The organism is Nocardia sp. CA-120079 (genome assembly GCF_050955745.1).
Classification (GTDB): domain Bacteria; phylum Actinomycetota; class Actinomycetes; order Mycobacteriales; family Mycobacteriaceae; genus Nocardia.
Genome location: NZ_CP192088.1, coordinates 6,484,933 through 6,500,936, shown reverse-complemented (window position 1 = coordinate 6,500,936; position 16,004 = coordinate 6,484,933). Strand labels below are relative to the sequence as shown.

Genomic DNA, 16,004 nt, shown 5'->3' with positions numbered 1-16,004 from the left:
CGAATGTGATAGGTGATACGGCGCGCCTCCACCAATGGTTGAGGGTTTGCGGACAGGATCGGCCACATGAAGATGTTGGCGTTGTTGTCGAAGAGCACCGAAACGCTGCCCGGGCTGACCGGGACAGCTCGGGTTGACCGCAACACCAGGCGTCTGCTGAAGCGGGTCGGGCCCGGTGATGTCGTAATACTCGATGAGATGGATCTGGATCGGCTCACCGCCGATCGGTTGGTCGAGGCGGGCGTGGTCGCGGTGGTGAATACTTCGCCGTCGATCTCGGGTCGCTACCCCAATCTGGGGCCGGAAGTGCTGGTCGCCAACGGAATTCTGCTGCTGGACACAGTGAGTTCGGATGCCTTCCGGATCAAGGACGGTACCAAGGTCCGCATCGATGAGGGCGTCGTCTACTCCGACAAGCTGGTCAAGAAGGAGCCCGAGGTCCTGGTCACCGGCATCGAGCTGACCGAATCCGATATCGCCGAGCGAATGATCGATGCGCGCAACGGTCTCGCCGATCATCTGGAGGCCTTCGCTGGCAACACCATCGAATTCATTCGCACCGAGAGTGCACTGCTCATCGACGGTATCGGGGTGCCGGAGCTCGAGCTCGACATGAAGAATCGGCATGTGGTCGTGGTGGCCGACGGCCCGGAGCACGCCGACGATCTCAAGCGACTGAAGCCCTTCATCAAGGAGTACGCGCCAATCATGGTCGGCGTCGGTCGCGGTGCGGACACCTTGTTGAAGCAGGGCTACCACCCCGATCTGATCGTCGGCGACCCGGACGAAATCACCACCGCCACCTTGAAATCCGGTGCCGAGATGATCCTGCCCGCCGATACCGACGGCCACGCCAAGGGGCTGGAACGCATCCAGGATCTCGGCATCGGCGCGACGACTTTCCCGTCGTCGGGCGCACCTTCCGACTTGGCCCTGCTGCTGGCCCACCACCACGGCGCATCGCTGATCGTGACCGCCGGCGCCGCCGCCTCGCTGGACGATTTCTTCGACCGCGGCCGCCGCGACAGCAATCCGGCGACCTTCCTCACCCGACTGAAAGTCGGCACCAAACTCATGGATGCCAAGGCCGTCGCCACGCTCTACCGGAACCGGGTGTCGGGCACCGCCATCGCGATGGTCGTCCTCGCCGCACTGGTCGCGGTGATCGTGGCCATGCTCGCATCGAATATGGGGACCGAGGCGCTGGATTGGGCTGCCGATAGCTGGAACCGGTTCACGCTGTGGGCCGAGGGCCTAGCCGGTTCGGGAGGGAGCCGATGATTTCGATTCGGCAGCACGCGGTTTCGATCGTCGCGATCTTCCTGGCCCTCGCCCTCGGCGTGGTGCTCGGGTCACAGACCGTGGCGGCGGACCTGCTGTCCGGATTGCGCGCGGATAAAACGGATCTGCGCAAACAGCTCGATGTGGCCACCGATCAGAACCGGCAGTTCGGCGACGAAATCAATGCCGCGGACCGGTTCATCGCCGGGTCGGCGGGCCGGATCCTCGGCGGCACGCTCACCGACCGCAGCGTCGTGGTGTTCACGACCCCCGATGCCGAACCCGCCGATGTCGAGGCCGTCGCGAAGGATCTGGAAACCTCGGGCGCCACCGTGACCGGCCGCATCGCACTCAACGACGCCTTCCTCGACGCCGCCGAGGGCGACCGGATGCGCACCGCGGTCACCAATGTCATCCCCGCGGGCGCGCAGCTGCGCACCGGCCAGGTGGATCAGGGCAGTATGGCGGGCGATCTGCTCGGCCTGGTGCTGCTGCTCGATCCGGCGAGTGCGCAACCGCGCAGCACCCCGCAGGAGCTGAGTCTGGTGATGGAGACGTTGCGCGGCGGCGGTTTCCTCGCCTACGGCGACACTCCGACGCAGGCCGCGAACCTCGCCGTTGTCGTCACCGGCGACGGCGCGAAGTCCAGCGAGAACAGTCAGGGCAGCAATATCGCCCGATTCGCAGGCGCCCTGCGTGGTCGCGGTGCGGGGGCGGTGCTGGCGGGCCGATCCGGTGCCGCCGACAATCCGGGCCCGATCGCGCTCATTCGCTCCGACGCCGCGCTCGCCACCGCCGTCACCACCGTCGACAATCTCGACCGCGATATCGGCCGCGTCACCACCGTGCTCGGCCTGAGCGAGCAGCTCAACGGCGGCGCGGGCCGATACGGAACCGGCACCAAGGCGACCTCCCTCACACTGGTCGCGCTGCCTTCGAGCTGACCCGCCCGATCCGCGATGCCCCAGGCTGCGCACATAGCACGCGGTGCGAATCCCTTGATCGCAGCGACTCGGTGGCAAACGTGCGTGGCGTGTGATCAGACCAGCAATTTCGTGTTACCGTGAAGACCCGTGGGTCATACACGGAATCAGGCGCGAACGGCCACGAAGCACATCTTCGTCAGCGGTGGTGTCGCCTCCTCATTGGGTAAGGGTCTTACCGCCTCCAGCCTCGGTCAGCTGCTGACCGCGCGCGGACTGCGGGTGACCATGCAGAAACTCGACCCGTACTTGAACGTCGATCCTGGCACCATGAATCCGTTCCAGCACGGAGAAGTGTTCGTCACCGAGGACGGCGCGGAGACCGATCTCGATGTCGGCCACTACGAGAGGTTCCTCGATCGGGACCTGTCCCGGGACGCGAATGTGACTACCGGGCAAATCTATTCGTCGGTGATCGCCAAGGAGCGTCGCGGCGAATACCTCGGTGACACGGTGCAGGTCATCCCGCACATCACTGACGAGATCAAGAGTCGCATCCTGGCGATGCAGGGACCGGATCTGCAGGGGCAGGTGCCCGATGTGGTGATCACCGAAATCGGTGGCACCGTCGGCGATATCGAATCGCAGCCCTTCCTCGAGGCCGCGCGCCAGATCCGCCACGATGTGGGCCGGGACAATGTGTTCTTCCTGCACGTATCGCTGGTGCCCTACCTCGCGCCGTCGGGTGAGCTCAAGACCAAGCCGACCCAGCACTCGGTGGCCGCGCTGCGCAATATCGGTATCCAGCCCGACGCGCTGATCCTGCGTTGCGATCGCGAGGTGCCGCAGGCGCTCAAGAGCAAGATCGCGCTGATGTGCGACGTCGATGTGGACGCCTGCATCTCCACGCCGGACGCGCCGTCGATCTACGACATTCCCAAGGTGCTGCACCGTGAGGGCCTGGACGCCTATGTGGTGCGCAGGCTCGGGCTGCCGTTCCGCGATGTGGATTGGACGGTGTGGGGCGATCTGCTCGACCGGGTGCATCAGCCGCGGGAGACCGTCGAGGTCGCACTTGTCGGTAAGTATGTCGATCTGCCCGATGCGTATCTGTCGGTGACCGAGGCGTTGCGCGCGGGTGGATTCGCTTCGCGGGCCAAGGTGAATATCCGCTGGGTGCAGTCGGATGAATGCGAGACCCCGGCGGGTGCGCAGGCCGCGCTGCGCGATGTGGACGCGGTGCTGATTCCGGGCGGCTTCGGTATCCGTGGCATCGAGGGCAAGGTCGGCGCCATCAAATATGCGCGGACCAGGGGGCTTCCGCTGCTCGGTCTGTGTCTTGGCTTGCAGTGTGTGGTCATCGAAGCCGCGCGCTCGGTCGGTCTGGCCGAAGCGAATTCGGCGGAATTCGAGCCGGACACACCGCATCCGGTGATTTCCACCATGGCCGATCAGAAGGAGATCGTGGCCGGTGAGGCAGATCTCGGCGGCACCATGCGCCTCGGCGCCTACCCGGCGACGCTGCAGAAGGGTTCGGTGGTGGCGCAGGCCTACGGCACCGACCAGGTCTCCGAGCGGCACCGGCATCGCTACGAGGTGAACAACGCCTACCGCGACAAGATCGCCACCAGCGGTTTGAAATTCAGCGGTACCTCCCCCGACGGACATCTGGTCGAATTCGTCGAACTGCCTGCCGATAAGCATCCGTTCTTCGTGGCCACCCAGGCGCATCCGGAGCTCAAGAGCCGTCCGACTCGCCCGCACCCACTGTTCGCGGCGCTGATCGCGGCGGCGCTGAAATATAAACTGGCCGAGCGGCTTCCGGTCGATATCCCGGACGAAGAGTTCGCGAACGCCGACCAGGCGTCGTAGATGAGTGAGATCGGTGGCGCCCAGCCGGGAACCCACGACTTCGAGACCGTGGCGAGCAAGACCATGTACAGCGGTGCCATTCTCGCCTTGCGGCTCGACCAGGTGGCAATGCCGGGCGGATGCGTCGTCGAGCGCGAGGTGATCGAACATCATGCGGCGGTTGCGGTTGCGGCCATCGATGATGCCGACAATGTGGTGCTGATCAGGCAGTATCGGCATCCGATCGATCAGCGGCTGCTCGAGCTGCCCGCCGGACTGCTCGATGTGCCCGGCGAGGATCCGCTGACAGCGGCCAAGCGCGAATTGGCCGAGGAGACCGGACTGGCTGCCAGGGAATGGTCGGTTTTGGTGGATGTCGCGCTTTCGCCCGGATTCACCGATGAGGCGCTGCGGGTATACGCCGCGCGAGGTCTGTACGAAACCGACCGGCCGGAGCCGGAATTGGAGGAGGCGGACTTGGAATTGGTCCGCCTGCCGGTGGACGAGGCAGTGGGGGCCGCGCTGGCCGGTGAGATCGTCAATGCCACGGCCGTCGCCGGTCTGCTCGCGCTCGCGGCCGCCAGGGCGGGCGGGGCGCAGCTGCGTCCGGCCGATGCGCCGTGGCCGGGGCAGCCCACCGCATTCCTGCGTCGCAAGGCGCAGCGGCAGTCCGAAGACTGACGGGTCCGGGCGGTGCTCGCGCGGGAGGTGGACGCCTACCTCGATCATCTTGCGGTCGAGCGCGGCGCCGCCCGCAACACCCTCGGTGCGTACCGTCGCGATCTCGACCGGTATCGGGATTTCCTGACCGGGCACGAGATTACGGCGCTCGAGCAGGTTTCCGAATCCGATGTCGCCGAGTTCACGATGGTGCTGCGAGCGGGCGGGGAGACACATCCGCCCCTGGCCGCTAGTTCGGTCGCTCGTGCGCTGATCGCGGTGCGCGGGCTGCATCGCTTCGCCGCGGCGGAGGGTTTCACGAGTACCGATGTCGCACATGCGGTCAAGCCGCCGACCCCGGGGCGGCGGTTGCCGAAAGCGCTGCCGTACGATCAGGTGTTGCGGCTGTTGGAGGCGGCCGGCGGCGGGCCGATCGATGATGCGAATGGCGCCGGAAGCGATGGCGGGCCGCGCGGATTGCGCGATCGCGCGCTGCTCGAGCTGCTGTATTCGACCGGGGCGCGAATTTCGGAGATGGTCGGGCTCGATGTGGACGATATCGATACCGAGGAACGCGCTGTTGTGTTGCACGGCAAGGGTGGCAAGCAGCGCATGGTTCCGATCGGCAGGCCCGCGCTGGCGGCTGTCGACGCATATCTGGTGCGCGGGAGGCCGGTGCTCGCCGCGAATGGGAAAGGCACTGCGGGCGCGCTGTTTCTGAATGCCCGCGGTGGTCGGTTGTCGCGGCAGAGTGCCTGGCAGGTTTTGCAGACCGCCGCCGAGCGGGCGGGCATCGGGGCTACCGTTTCGCCACATACGCTGCGTCATTCCTTCGCAACGCATTTGCTCGACGGGGGTGCGGATGTGCGTGTGGTCCAAGAACTCCTGGGGCATGCATCGGTGACGACCACTCAGATCTACACCTTGGTCACCGTGAACACGCTTCGTGAGGTTTGGGCAACCGCTCACCCCCGCGCCCGCTGACCCGCTGTGCTCCGGACGCCGCCGCGGAAGAAATAGAACCGTGGTCCGGTTGTGTCGGTATGCCGGGATCGGGTGGTCTCGGCACACCGACGTGAGGTGAGTTGGATGGCAAAGGCTTTCATCGTTCAGGAGCGCGATGTCGAGGCGGTGGCGCTGCCCGGTGGCGGATCGTTCCGGTTGCTCGAGGACAGCGAGAACACCGATGGGCTGTTCGGAGCGAATCGGCTCATACTGCCGGCGGGCGCGGATGGGACCAGGCCGCACCATCACACGAAGTCCGCGGAAATCTTCTACGTCCTGGACGGGACCATGGAATTCCTCGTCGACGGCGAACGGCATGCGGTCGCGAAGGGTGGTCTGGTGGTGGTTCCGCCGGGTACTGTCCATGCCTTCGGGGCGTCCGCGGACGGTCCCGCCGAGTTCTTCGCCGTACTCACACCGGGTATCGTCCGGTTCGAGTACTTCCGGCAGCTCGGTCGTATCGCTCGGGGTGAGGCGGATTGGGACAGCATGGATGAACTCCACGATCGGTTCGACGTCCATTTCGACGGCGGACCGGATTGGCGCTAGGGGAGTGGACGCCTGCGCAGGTAAACGTGGGTGTCGCGTGTCCGAGCGTGGGTCTTGCGCTGTCAAGCGGTAGCGTCTATCGAGAGCTGGACCGTACGAAAGCGAGGTCGGGCCTGATCGGCCTCGCTACGCTCGGGCAGAAGATGCCGGAGTCGGGCGAAGGCAACGGGCAGGAACGTATAAGGAGCAGCGGATCGTGACGACAGCCGGCGCGGCAGAGCCGCCGATGAGTGCTGGGGCGCAGCCGCTTACGGGTCCCCGGACGGGTCCGTACTCGGCCGCCGCGGCGGAAACGCTGTGGGGCGACGGCGCCGAACCCGTCCCCGACGATGCGACGCTCGGCCCGACCGGGCGCCCGCTGCGTGTCGTGCCCGACCCGCCGCCGGTCGAAAACCACGGTGATGCGCTGATCGTCGCGATGTGCAATCAGAAGGGTGGCGTCGGCAAGACCACCTCGACCATCAACCTTGGTGCGGCGCTCGCGGAGTTCGGTCGGCGGGTACTGCTGGTCGACCTGGATCCGCAGGGTGCGCTGTCGGCGGGATTGGGTGTGGCCCACCACGATCTCGATCTGACCGTGCACAACCTGCTCATCGGATCCAAGGTCTCGATCGACGATGTCCTGATGGAGACCCGCGTCGAGAATCTGGACCTGCTGCCGAGCAATATCGACCTGTCCGCCGCGGAAATCCAGTTGGTCAACGAGGTCGGCCGGGAGCAGACACTGGGCCGCGCACTGGAATCGGTGCGCGATCGCTACGACTACATCCTCATCGACTGCCAGCCGTCGCTCGGCCTGCTCACGGTGAATGCGCTGGCCTGTTCCGATGGCGTGATCATTCCGATGGAGTGCGAATACTTTTCGCTGCGCGGACTCGCCCTGCTCAACGACACCGTGGAGAAGGTGCGCGACCGCTTGAACCAGCGCCTGAGCCTGTACGGCATCGTAGTGACCATGTTCGATGCGCGGCTACTACATTCGCGTCAGGTCATGGCGCGCGTCGTCGAAGTGTTCGGCGACCTGGTGTACGACACGGCGATCGCGCGCACCGTACGTTTTCCGGACGCCAGCGTCGCGGGTGAACCCATCACCACGTGGGCACCGAAATCCAGTGGGGCCGAAGCATATCGGGCGATGGCGCGGGAAGTCATCCACCGGTCCGGCCGGTGATCGGCGGTACGGAACCGGCGCCGTCGACGAACACCGATACGCTCGGCCCAGAGTCCGATGAGTTCGTCGATCGGGACTCCGACGCCGGGCGTGCCGCGTCGGCTGCGAACGACTCGGCCGCCGATGATCGGCCAGGCAGACCTGGCGGCGAGAGCGAGCCTACGGCCCAGACCTCCGGGTTCCAGCTGCGGCTCAGCAACTTCCAAGGGCCGTTCGATCTGCTGCTGAGTCTGATCAGTTCGCGCAAGCTCGATGTCACCGAGGTCGCGTTGCATCAGGTGACCGACGAATTCATCGCCTACACAAAGGCTTTGACCGCCAGCATCGGGCAGCAGGCGTTGCGTGCGGACAAGATCCTGGATCAGACCACCGAATTCCTTGTCGTCGCGGCGACATTGCTGGATCTCAAAGCGGCGCGACTGCTGCCGTCGGGTGAGGTGACCGACGCCGAGGATCTCGAGTTGCTCGAGGCACGCGATCTGCTCTTCGCGCGGCTGCTGCAGTACCGCGCGTTCAAACAGGTCGCCGAGTTGCTGGGGGAACTCGAGGCGGTCGCGCTGCGACGCTACCCACGCGCGGTCGGGCTGGAGGAGCGATACGCCGATCTGCTGCCCGAGGTTAAGCTGGGTGTTGACGCAAACCAGTTCGCCGCGATCGCCGCGACGGCCTTCCGGCCTCGCCCGGCGCCGCGGGTTGGACTCGACCATCTGCACCAGCACGCCTTCTCGGTCGCCGAACAGGCCGCGCTCGTGCTCGAACAGCTCAAACTGCGCGGACCGGGCGGCTGGACGACCTTCGGCGAACTGGTCGCCGACTGTGATGTGCCGATCCAGATCGTCGCCCGCTTCCTGGCACTGCTCGAGCTGTACCGGGGCAAGACGATCGAGTTCGACCAACCCGACCCGCTCGGCCCGCTCTCGATCAGCTGGACCGGCGACCCCAAGGACGAAACCGCCGACACCGTGACCATCGAGGAGGACTACGGGTGAGTGAGCGCACCGACGACGCGACACCCCTCGAGCACAACGGCATCGAGCATGACACCGGCGTCGTGGGCGAGCAGGTCGACGGCGGTGACCGTGCAGTGATCGCCGGGGGCGGCGATGCATCGGGCGCGAGCGCGGCGGGCTCGGGCGACGAAGCGCCATCGTCGAGTGATGAGTTCATCGAAGACGCTGCGGATGCGAGCGCGCCAGGCTCTGACGGTAGTGCGGCGCTGAGTTCGAGCGGCGGTATCGCATCGGGTGCGAGCGCCGCAGAATCGAGCGTCGACAAGGTGGCGAGTGGGCGCGATGAGTTCATCGAAGACGCTGCGGATGCGAGCGCATCCGGATCCGACGGTGGTGCGGCGAATTCGAGTGGTGACGATGCCGGGGATGCGGCGGGCTCGAGCGGCACGGGAGCGGCGGCTGTAAGCAGTCGAATTGTCGAACCGGATTCCTCGAGCGCGGGCGAGCCGAGCCTCAGCGGGCAGGCGTCGGGCGGAGTCGAGGGCGTCGCGGGGCGCGCTGATACGCCACCGACGAGGGGAGTGAGCGAGGAGCTTGCGGCTGGTGCGCCCGAGGCGATGAGTAGTGCGATCATCGACGCCGATTCCGCGGGCACAGGCGAGCCGACCGTCAGCGAGCAGGTAGCGCTGGGCGCGGAGGTCGACGACGGCGTTGCTGGAGGACCGAGTGAGACGCGGCGAGGCAGTAGTAGGAACGACGTCCCAGCTTCTGTAAGTGCGACGAAGACCGCACGTGCAGCGAAGAACAAAAAAGACGCAGGCGCAGGTTCCGACGACGAAGTGGCGGAGTTCACGCCCGAACCGCTGGATGACGATGAATTCCGGTCGGCGTTGGAGGCGATGCTGCTCATTGTGGACGCTCCGGCCCCGGTAGAACTGCTGGCCGACGCGTTGCAGGACAAACCGGCGCGGGTGGAGTGGGCGCTGCACGAAATGGCCGCGGAACTGTCCGCGCGGGCCAGTGGCATCGACCTGCGTTTCGTGGGTGATGGGTGGCGCTTCTATACTCGCAGCGAGTACGCGCCGTATGTGGAACGGATGCTGCTCGACGGTGCCCGGTCGAAATTGACCAGGGCCGCTTTGGAAACATTGGCGGTGGTGGCATACCGCCAACCGGTGACCCGGACCAGGGTCAGCGCGGTGCGCGGCGTGAACGTCGACGGTGTGATGCGAACCCTGCTGGCTCGCGGATTGATCGCCGAGGCCGGGGTCGACCCGGAAACGAACGGCACGCAGTACTGCACGACCGAACTGTTCCTGGAGCGGATCGGACTCGCATCACTGTCCGATCTGCCGCCACTGGCGCCCCTGCTGCCGGGCGTCGACCTGATCGACGAGATCAACGAGAGCCTGGACACGGACCCCCGTTACACCAGGTTGAAGAAATCCGCCGAGACCGATTTGGATCTCGGTACCGAAGAAGACTGACAGGACAAAATGAATACGCCCGCTCGCCGAGATGGCACACCGGATCGTAGGAACAGAAGCGACCAGCCCACCAGGGGCGGCGCAGGCCGAAACGCACGCGATATGCGTTCGGCGCAACGGGGAAGTACGCAGCGCGGGGCCGCATGGGGCGGTTCCGAGCGCGGCTCCTCGCAAGGGGGTTATCGGGGGAGCTCAGAAGGCGGCGACCGTGGGTACCGCGGTTCGTCGCAGGGCGATCAGCGTGGCTCGCGCGGCGGCTACCGCGGCACCTCGCAGGGCGACAGTAGCTATCGCGGTTCGTCGCACGGCGACAGTGGCTATCGCGGTTCCGCCGAGCGCGGATCAGATCGACGTGGCACGTCGCAGGGTGGCGGTTATCGCGGTTCCGCCCAGGGTGACAGTGGCTATCGCGGTTCGTCGCACGGCGACAGTGGCTATCGCGGTTCCGCCGAGCGCGGATCAGATCGACGTGGCACGTCGCAGGGTGGCGGTTATCGCGGTTCCGCCCAGGGTGACAGCGGCTATCGCGGTTCCTCACAAGGCGGCTCGGGCTACCGCGGTTCGTCGCACGGCGGATCCGATCATCGTGGTTCGCGCGGCGAGGGCTATCGTGCTGGCGCACAAGGCGGTTCGGCCCCGCGTTCCGCCGGTTCGCGCGGCTACGCACCGGGAGGCGCTGCGCAGCAAGGCAATCCGTCGCGCCGCACAACGTCGGGCGCGATGTCCGCGCCTGTTGGCAAGAAGCCCAGGAATCCGAAGCCGCAGAAGAAGGTGGTCTCCGCCCCGCTGCTGAACAACGCCAAGCCCGCCAAGAAACAGCACGTCGGCCAGCCCGCCGAGGGTGGCCACGAGAAGTTGCCGTGGGGCGAGGGCGAGCGGCTGCAGAAGGTTCTCGCCAAGGCCGGTGTCGCATCGCGCCGCGCCGCCGAGGAGATGATCGCCCAGGGACGGGTCGAGGTCGACGGCGCCATTGTCACCGAGCAGGGTCTGCGGATCGATCCGCAGCATGCCGTGGTCCGCGTCGACGGCACCCGCGTGATGGTGCGTGAGGAACTGGTCCATATCGCGCTGAACAAGCCCAAGGGCTGGCAGTCCACCATGTCCGACGATCTGGGCCGCCCGTGCGTCGGCGATATCGTCGCCGAACGCATCGCGGCCGGTCAGCGCCTGTTCCACGTCGGCAGGCTGGATGCCGACACCGAGGGACTGCTGCTGCTCACCAATGACGGCGACCTCGCGCACCGGCTCATGCACCCGTCGTTCCAGGTCCCGAAGACCTATCTGGCGACGGTGAACGGTGAGGTCAACAAGTCGGTCGGCAAGCGCCTGCGCGACGGTGTCGAACTCGAAGACGGTCCGGCCAAGGTCGACCGGTTCCAGGTGCTCGAGCTGGGCGAGGGACGTTCGCTGGTCAAGATCGTGTTGCACGAAGGGCGCAAGCACATCGTGCGCCGGCTGCTCGACGCGGTCGGTCATCCGGTGACGCGGTTGGTGCGCACCAATATCGGTCCGGTCGCACTCGGCGACCAACGGCCCGGCACGCTGCGCGTGATCGGCCGCGATGAAGTCGGCAAACTTTACGAGGCGGTGTCGTTGTGAACGGTGTAGAGATTCCCGTGGAGGTCCCTGCGATGGTTGAAGGAACCACGCCGCTGGTCGTTGCCATGGACGGGCCTTCGGGCACGGGCAAGTCCAGTGTGTCGCGGCGACTGGCCACCAGGCTCGACGCCAGCTACCTCGACACCGGCGCGATGTACCGCGTCGCGACGCTGCGGGTGCTGCGTGCCGGGGTCGAGTTGACCGATTCGGCAGCGATCGGTGCCGCGGTGAAGGAACTGCCGCTGACCATCGGTACCGATCCCAGCCGTGAGCTGATCCTGCTCGACGGTGAGGACGTCTCCTCCGAGATCCGCGGCAATGCCGTCACCAAGGCGGTGTCCGCGGTGTCCGCCGTGGCCGAGGTGCGCGAGCTGCTCGTCGCTCTGCAGCGTGAAATCGCTTCCGCCGCACAGCGAATCGTGGTCGAGGGACGCGATATCGGTACCGTCGTGCTGCGGGATGCCGACGCCAAGATCTACCTCACCGCCTCCGCCGAGGCCCGCGCGCAGCGGCGCAATCAGCAGAACATCGCCGAAGGCCGCGGCGACGACTACGAGGGCGTACTTGCCGACGTGCAGCGTCGCGACACCCTCGACTCCACTCGCACGGTGTCCCCACTGCGTCCGGCCGACGACGCGGTGCAGGTCGACACCAGCGAACTGAATATGGATGAGGTCATCGACGAGCTGTATCGCGTTGTGGTGCGGCAGGTTTCGATCGGCCGGACAGGCAGGACACCGTGAGCGAGCGTAGCGAGCGAATCGAAGACACAGCAGTGTCACTCTTGACGGAGCCGAGCGCCAGCGAGGCGCAGTCATGAGTGAAGACGTTCTCGCCGGCGATGGCGTCTGGAGCGACGAAACCGATTGGGAGATAGCCGATCTCGACGGTGAGTTCGACGAGGGCGAACACCTCGCGATGCCGACGGTGGCGGTCGTCGGCCGCCCGAATGTCGGCAAATCGACCCTGGTGAACCGTATTCTCGGCCGTCGTGAAGCCGTCGTCGAGGACATTCCCGGCGTGACCCGCGACCGTATCTCCTATGAGGCGAACTGGGCTGGTCGCCGTTTCCTGGTTCAGGACACCGGTGGCTGGGAGCCCGATGCCAAGGGTCTGCAGCAGTCGGTTGCCCGCCAGGCCGAACTGGCCATGGAGACCGCCGACGCGATCCTGCTGGTGGTCGATGCCGTCGTCGGTGCGACGGCCACGGACGAGGCCGCGGTGAAGAAGCTGCGTCGCTCCAAGATTCCGGTGATCCTGGTCGCCAACAAGGTCGACGACGAACGCGTCGAGGCCGAGGCCGCCGCGCTGTGGTCGCTCGGTCTCGGTGAGCCGCGCATGGTCAGTGCCGCGCACGGTCGCGGCACCGGTGACCTGCTCGACGATGTCCTGGAAGTCCTCCCCGAGACCCCGCGTGAGGGCACCGGAGGTACCGGTCCGCGCCGGGTCTCGCTGGTCGGCAAGCCCAACGTCGGCAAGTCCAGCCTGCTCAACAAGCTCTCCGGTGATGAGCGTTCGGTCGTGCACGATGTCGCGGGTACGACCGTCGACCCGGTCGATTCGCTGGTCGAATTGGGCGGCAGGATCTGGAAATTCGTCGATACCGCAGGTCTGCGTCGCAAGGTCTCCCATGCCAGCGGCATGGAGTTCTATGCTTCGCTGCGCACGAAGGCGGCGCTGGAGGCCTCCGAGGTCGCGATCATGCTGATCGATGCCTCCGAGCCGATCACCGAACAGGACCTGCGGGTGATCAGCATGGTCGCCGACTCCGGTCGCGCGCTCGTGCTGGCCTTCAACAAGTGGGATCTGGTCGACGAGGACCGTCGCCTGCAACTCGACAAGGAAGTCGATCGGGATCTGGTTCGCGTGCCGTGGGCGCAGCGCGTCAATATCTCCGCGCATACCGGCCGCGCCGTCCAAAAGCTCGTTCCCGCAATGGAAACCGCACTGGAGTCCTGGGATAAGCGCATCCCGACCGGTAGGCTGAACAACTGGCTCAAGGAAGTCATCGCGGCAACACCGCCGCCGATGCGTGGTGGTCGACTGCCGCGCGTCCTGTTCGCCACGCAGGCCACTACCCGGCCGCCGACCTTCGTGCTCTTCACGACGGGGTTCTTGGAGGCGGGCTACCGCCGGTTCCTGGAGCGCCGACTGCGTGAGGAGTTCGGCTTCGACGGTTCTCCGGTTCGTATTTCGGTACGTGTGCGTGAGAAGCGGGAACGCCGGAAGTAGGCGCTGGAACGGACGCCGTTGCCGAGCAACGGCGTCCGTTGCCATTTGCCGTCAGCGGAACGCGGCGAGGTGGTCGGATACCCACTCGGCCAGGGAACGAGCCGGGCGCCCGGTGATATCGGCGACGGTCGAGGTGATTTCGGGGCGGGGCACGGCAAGCATCTCGGTGTAGCCGTCGAGGAGGACGTCGACGAAGGAGTCGGGAAAGGTGTCGTCGTCGAGTAGGCGCTGTCTGGCTTGGTCGCGGGTGAGTTCGGCCCAGCGCAGGGGACGCTCGAGTACTTCGCCGATGATCCTGACCTGCTCCGCCTGGGTTAGTACCTCCGGTCCGGTCAGCGTGTAAGTGGCTCCGGCATGGGCGTTTTCGGTGAGCGTCCGGGCCGCGACCGCCGCGATATCGGCCTCGTGGATCAGGCTCATCGGCAGGTCGCCGTGGCTGCCGTGCACGATATCGCCGGTTCGAATCTCATCGGCCCACCAGAGGGTATTGACGGCGAAAGTGCTCGGGCGCAGCACCACCGATTCGATTCCGCAAGCGTGCACCAGCTTCTGCTGATCCTCGAAGCTGAGGTCCGGGATGCCGCCGGTGCCGAGAAATACGATGCGCCGGGCGTGCTCGGCGATGAGATCGAGTGCGTTGGGCAGTTGTGCGCCGGTCTGCAGCGGCCACAGTAGGAAAGACCGCGTCGATGTCGTCGAGGCAGGCGCGCAGCGTTTCGGGTTTCGGACAGTTCGACGCGCACGACCTGCACGTCGGGCGGGAGATCGGCGGCCGCCGGGTTGCGGGTGCCCGCGCGCACGGTGTGACCGGCTGTACGCAGTTGGGGGACGAGCCGGCTGCCGACGTTTCCGGTGGCGGCGAGGACGAGAATGTTCATGCCTCGATCCTGGCGCTAAGGGAGAGAAATCGACCAGGGTAAGGTCTCATTTTGCTGGAAACCGTCAGATTTGGAGGGTTCATGATGGATGCCGTCGAGAGGGGGATCATTCATGCGCTGCAGATCGACGGCCGGGCGCCTTTCCGAACGATCGCCGAAGTTCTCGACGTCTCCGAGAACACCGTGGCACGTCGGTATCATCAGCTGCGAAATACGCATGGGCTCAGGGTGATCGGACTGGTGAACGGTCAGCGGCTGGGTTACGTCCAATGGACGATCCGGTTGCGCTGCACTCCCGACGCCGCCGGTTCCGTCGCGAAAGCCCTTGCGGCACGCGATGATACGTCGTTCGTGTATCTCCTCTCCGCTGGTACCGAGGTCTCCTGCACGGTGCAGACTCGCAGTATCGAAGAGCAGGAAGCTCTACTGCTGCACAAACTTCCACGCACCAGCCGAATCGTGGCCATGTCCGCGCACTTGCTGCTGCGCGGATTCGTGCTGCCCGACGGCTGGCAAGGATCAGCCACGCTGACACCCGACCAGGTCGACCATCTGAGGCCCGCCCCCGTCGACCCGGAAGACGGACCCCTTCATCTCGACGAAGGCGATAGGTCCATGCTGCGCGCCCTCAACCGCGACGGCCGCACCTCCTACTCCGACCTCACCGCCGCCACCCAGTGGTCCGAAACCAAGGTGCGTCGCCGGATGGAAGCCATGCGTCGCAACGGAGTCCTGCAATTCCAGCTCGACATCCCGTCCGCTGCACTGGGATTCGGTACCGAGGCCCGACTCTGGATCGCCACACAACCGGCCGCCGCCGTCGGCGTCGGTGAAGCGCTGGCCCGCCACCGCGAAGTCTCCTTCGCCGCTGTCACGACCGGCGCTACCAATCTGGTCGCGGCGGTCAACTGCCGCGACCCTCGAGATCTCGGTCGCTACCTCACCGAGCGCATCGCCGAACTTCCCGGCATCGCCACGCTCGAAACCGCTCCGATCATTCGTACCGTCAAACGCGCGGGCTCCCTGCTCCTCTGACGTGTGCTGCGTCACGATGCCGAGTCAGGGCATCCGGCGTAAATTCGTTAATTAGCGAAATACCGAAGGGAGGTGGATGTGCTCGACGAGTGCAAGGCATTGGCGAATGAGACCCGCTTGCGCATCCTGGCGTGGCTCAAGGATCCGGACGCGAACTTCCCAGCGCGGGGCGACGACACCGGCGGGTTAGGGGTGTGCGTCGGTCTCATCCAGCAGAAGGCGGGGACCTCGGCCTCGACCATATCGGCACACCTCGCGATCCTGCAGCGCGCTGGATTTCTCAGCGCCACTAAACGCGGCCAGTGGACCTACTACCGCCGCGACGAAGCCCGCATCCGGGCCTTCACCGAAGAACTCAACCGCGTTCTCTGAGCTACGAAGGA

Annotated in this window: 16 protein-coding genes and 1 pseudogene; 15 read left to right on the top strand and 2 right to left on the bottom strand. The window is 65.9% G+C overall.

The annotated features are described in order from the left end of the window. Positions 1-66: 66 nt before the first annotated feature. From steA to der, 12 genes are all read left to right on the top strand, one after another. Positions 67-1,281: a putative cytokinetic ring protein SteA gene (gene steA, locus ACQPYR_RS30025; protein WP_433622279.1), complete on the top strand. Its 1,215-nt coding sequence runs from the start codon at positions 67-69 to the stop codon at positions 1,279-1,281. Further along, positions 1,278-2,225 carry a copper transporter gene (locus ACQPYR_RS30020; protein WP_433622278.1) on the top strand — a complete coding sequence of 316 codons (948 nt, stop codon included), beginning with the start codon at positions 1,278-1,280 and terminating at the stop codon, positions 2,223-2,225. The genes steA and ACQPYR_RS30020 overlap by 4 nt, the downstream gene beginning before the upstream one ends. 129 nt (positions 2,226-2,354) lie before the next feature. Beyond that, on the top strand, positions 2,355-4,076 hold the full coding sequence (locus ACQPYR_RS30015; RefSeq protein ID WP_397056270.1) for a CTP synthase: 1,722 nt from the start codon (positions 2,355-2,357) through the stop codon (positions 4,074-4,076). Next, positions 4,077-4,736 carry an NUDIX domain-containing protein gene (locus ACQPYR_RS30010; protein ID WP_433622277.1) on the top strand — a complete coding sequence of 220 codons (660 nt, stop codon included), beginning with the start codon at positions 4,077-4,079 and terminating at the stop codon, positions 4,734-4,736. It abuts the gene before it with no gap. Between the two features lie 12 nt (positions 4,737-4,748). Continuing rightward, on the top strand, positions 4,749-5,699 hold the full coding sequence (xerD, locus tag ACQPYR_RS30005) for a site-specific tyrosine recombinase XerD (protein WP_433622276.1): 951 nt from the start codon (positions 4,749-4,751) through the stop codon (positions 5,697-5,699). 105 nt (positions 5,700-5,804) lie between these two features. Further along, on the top strand, positions 5,805-6,269 hold the full coding sequence (locus tag ACQPYR_RS30000; RefSeq protein WP_433622275.1) for a cupin domain-containing protein: 465 nt from the start codon (positions 5,805-5,807) through the stop codon (positions 6,267-6,269). Positions 6,270-6,495: 226 nt separating this feature from the next. Next, positions 6,496-7,440, top strand: a complete 945-nt coding sequence (locus ACQPYR_RS29995; RefSeq protein WP_397056378.1) for a ParA family protein — start codon at positions 6,496-6,498, stop codon at positions 7,438-7,440. 185 nt (positions 7,441-7,625) lie between these two features. After that, positions 7,626-8,429 (top strand): segregation and condensation protein A, encoded by an 804-nt coding sequence (locus ACQPYR_RS29990; protein ID WP_433635282.1) that lies wholly within the window; start codon positions 7,626-7,628, stop codon positions 8,427-8,429. Between the two features lie 800 nt (positions 8,430-9,229). Beyond that, a complete protein-coding gene (gene scpB, locus ACQPYR_RS29985) occupies positions 9,230-9,877 on the top strand; it encodes an SMC-Scp complex subunit ScpB (protein ID WP_433635281.1) in 648 nt (215 codons plus the stop codon). A gap of 720 nt (positions 9,878-10,597) precedes the next feature. Further along, a complete protein-coding gene (locus ACQPYR_RS29980) occupies positions 10,598-11,476 on the top strand; it encodes a pseudouridine synthase (protein ID WP_433622274.1) in 879 nt (292 codons plus the stop codon). Positions 11,477-11,508: 32 nt separating this feature from the next. Beyond that, positions 11,509-12,219, top strand: a complete 711-nt coding sequence (cmk, locus tag ACQPYR_RS29975) for a (d)CMP kinase (RefSeq protein ID WP_433622273.1) — start codon at positions 11,509-11,511, stop codon at positions 12,217-12,219. Between the two features lie 73 nt (positions 12,220-12,292). Next, positions 12,293-13,708 (top strand): ribosome biogenesis GTPase Der, encoded by a 1,416-nt coding sequence (der, locus tag ACQPYR_RS29970; protein WP_433622272.1) that lies wholly within the window; start codon positions 12,293-12,295, stop codon positions 13,706-13,708. 51 nt (positions 13,709-13,759) lie between these two features. Here der and ACQPYR_RS29965 read toward each other — a convergent pair whose 3' ends face one another. Next, entirely contained in the window at positions 13,760-14,251 is a 492-nt protein-coding gene (locus ACQPYR_RS29965) for a hypothetical protein (protein WP_433635443.1), read from the bottom strand. Between ACQPYR_RS29965 and ACQPYR_RS29960 the strand changes: the two genes are divergently transcribed. Then, positions 14,246-14,383: a hypothetical protein gene (locus tag ACQPYR_RS29960; RefSeq protein ID WP_433635442.1), complete on the top strand. Its 138-nt coding sequence runs from the start codon at positions 14,246-14,248 to the stop codon at positions 14,381-14,383. The genes ACQPYR_RS29965 and ACQPYR_RS29960 overlap by 6 nt on opposite strands. Positions 14,384-14,478: 95 nt before the next feature. On the opposite strand, the pseudogene ACQPYR_RS29955 reads toward ACQPYR_RS29960, so the two are convergent. Beyond that, a pseudogene (locus ACQPYR_RS29955) lies at positions 14,479-14,586 on the bottom strand (NmrA family NAD(P)-binding protein); the annotation flags it as partial. An 81-nt stretch (positions 14,587-14,667) separates the two neighbouring features. Here ACQPYR_RS29955 and ACQPYR_RS29950 point away from each other — a divergent pair. Then, positions 14,668-15,621, top strand: a complete 954-nt coding sequence (locus ACQPYR_RS29950) for an Lrp/AsnC family transcriptional regulator (protein WP_433622271.1) — start codon at positions 14,668-14,670, stop codon at positions 15,619-15,621. A gap of 72 nt (positions 15,622-15,693) precedes the next feature. Further along, positions 15,694-15,993 (top strand): ArsR/SmtB family transcription factor, encoded by a 300-nt coding sequence (locus ACQPYR_RS29945; protein ID WP_433622270.1) that lies wholly within the window; start codon positions 15,694-15,696, stop codon positions 15,991-15,993. The last annotated feature ends 11 nt before the right edge of the window (positions 15,994-16,004 follow it).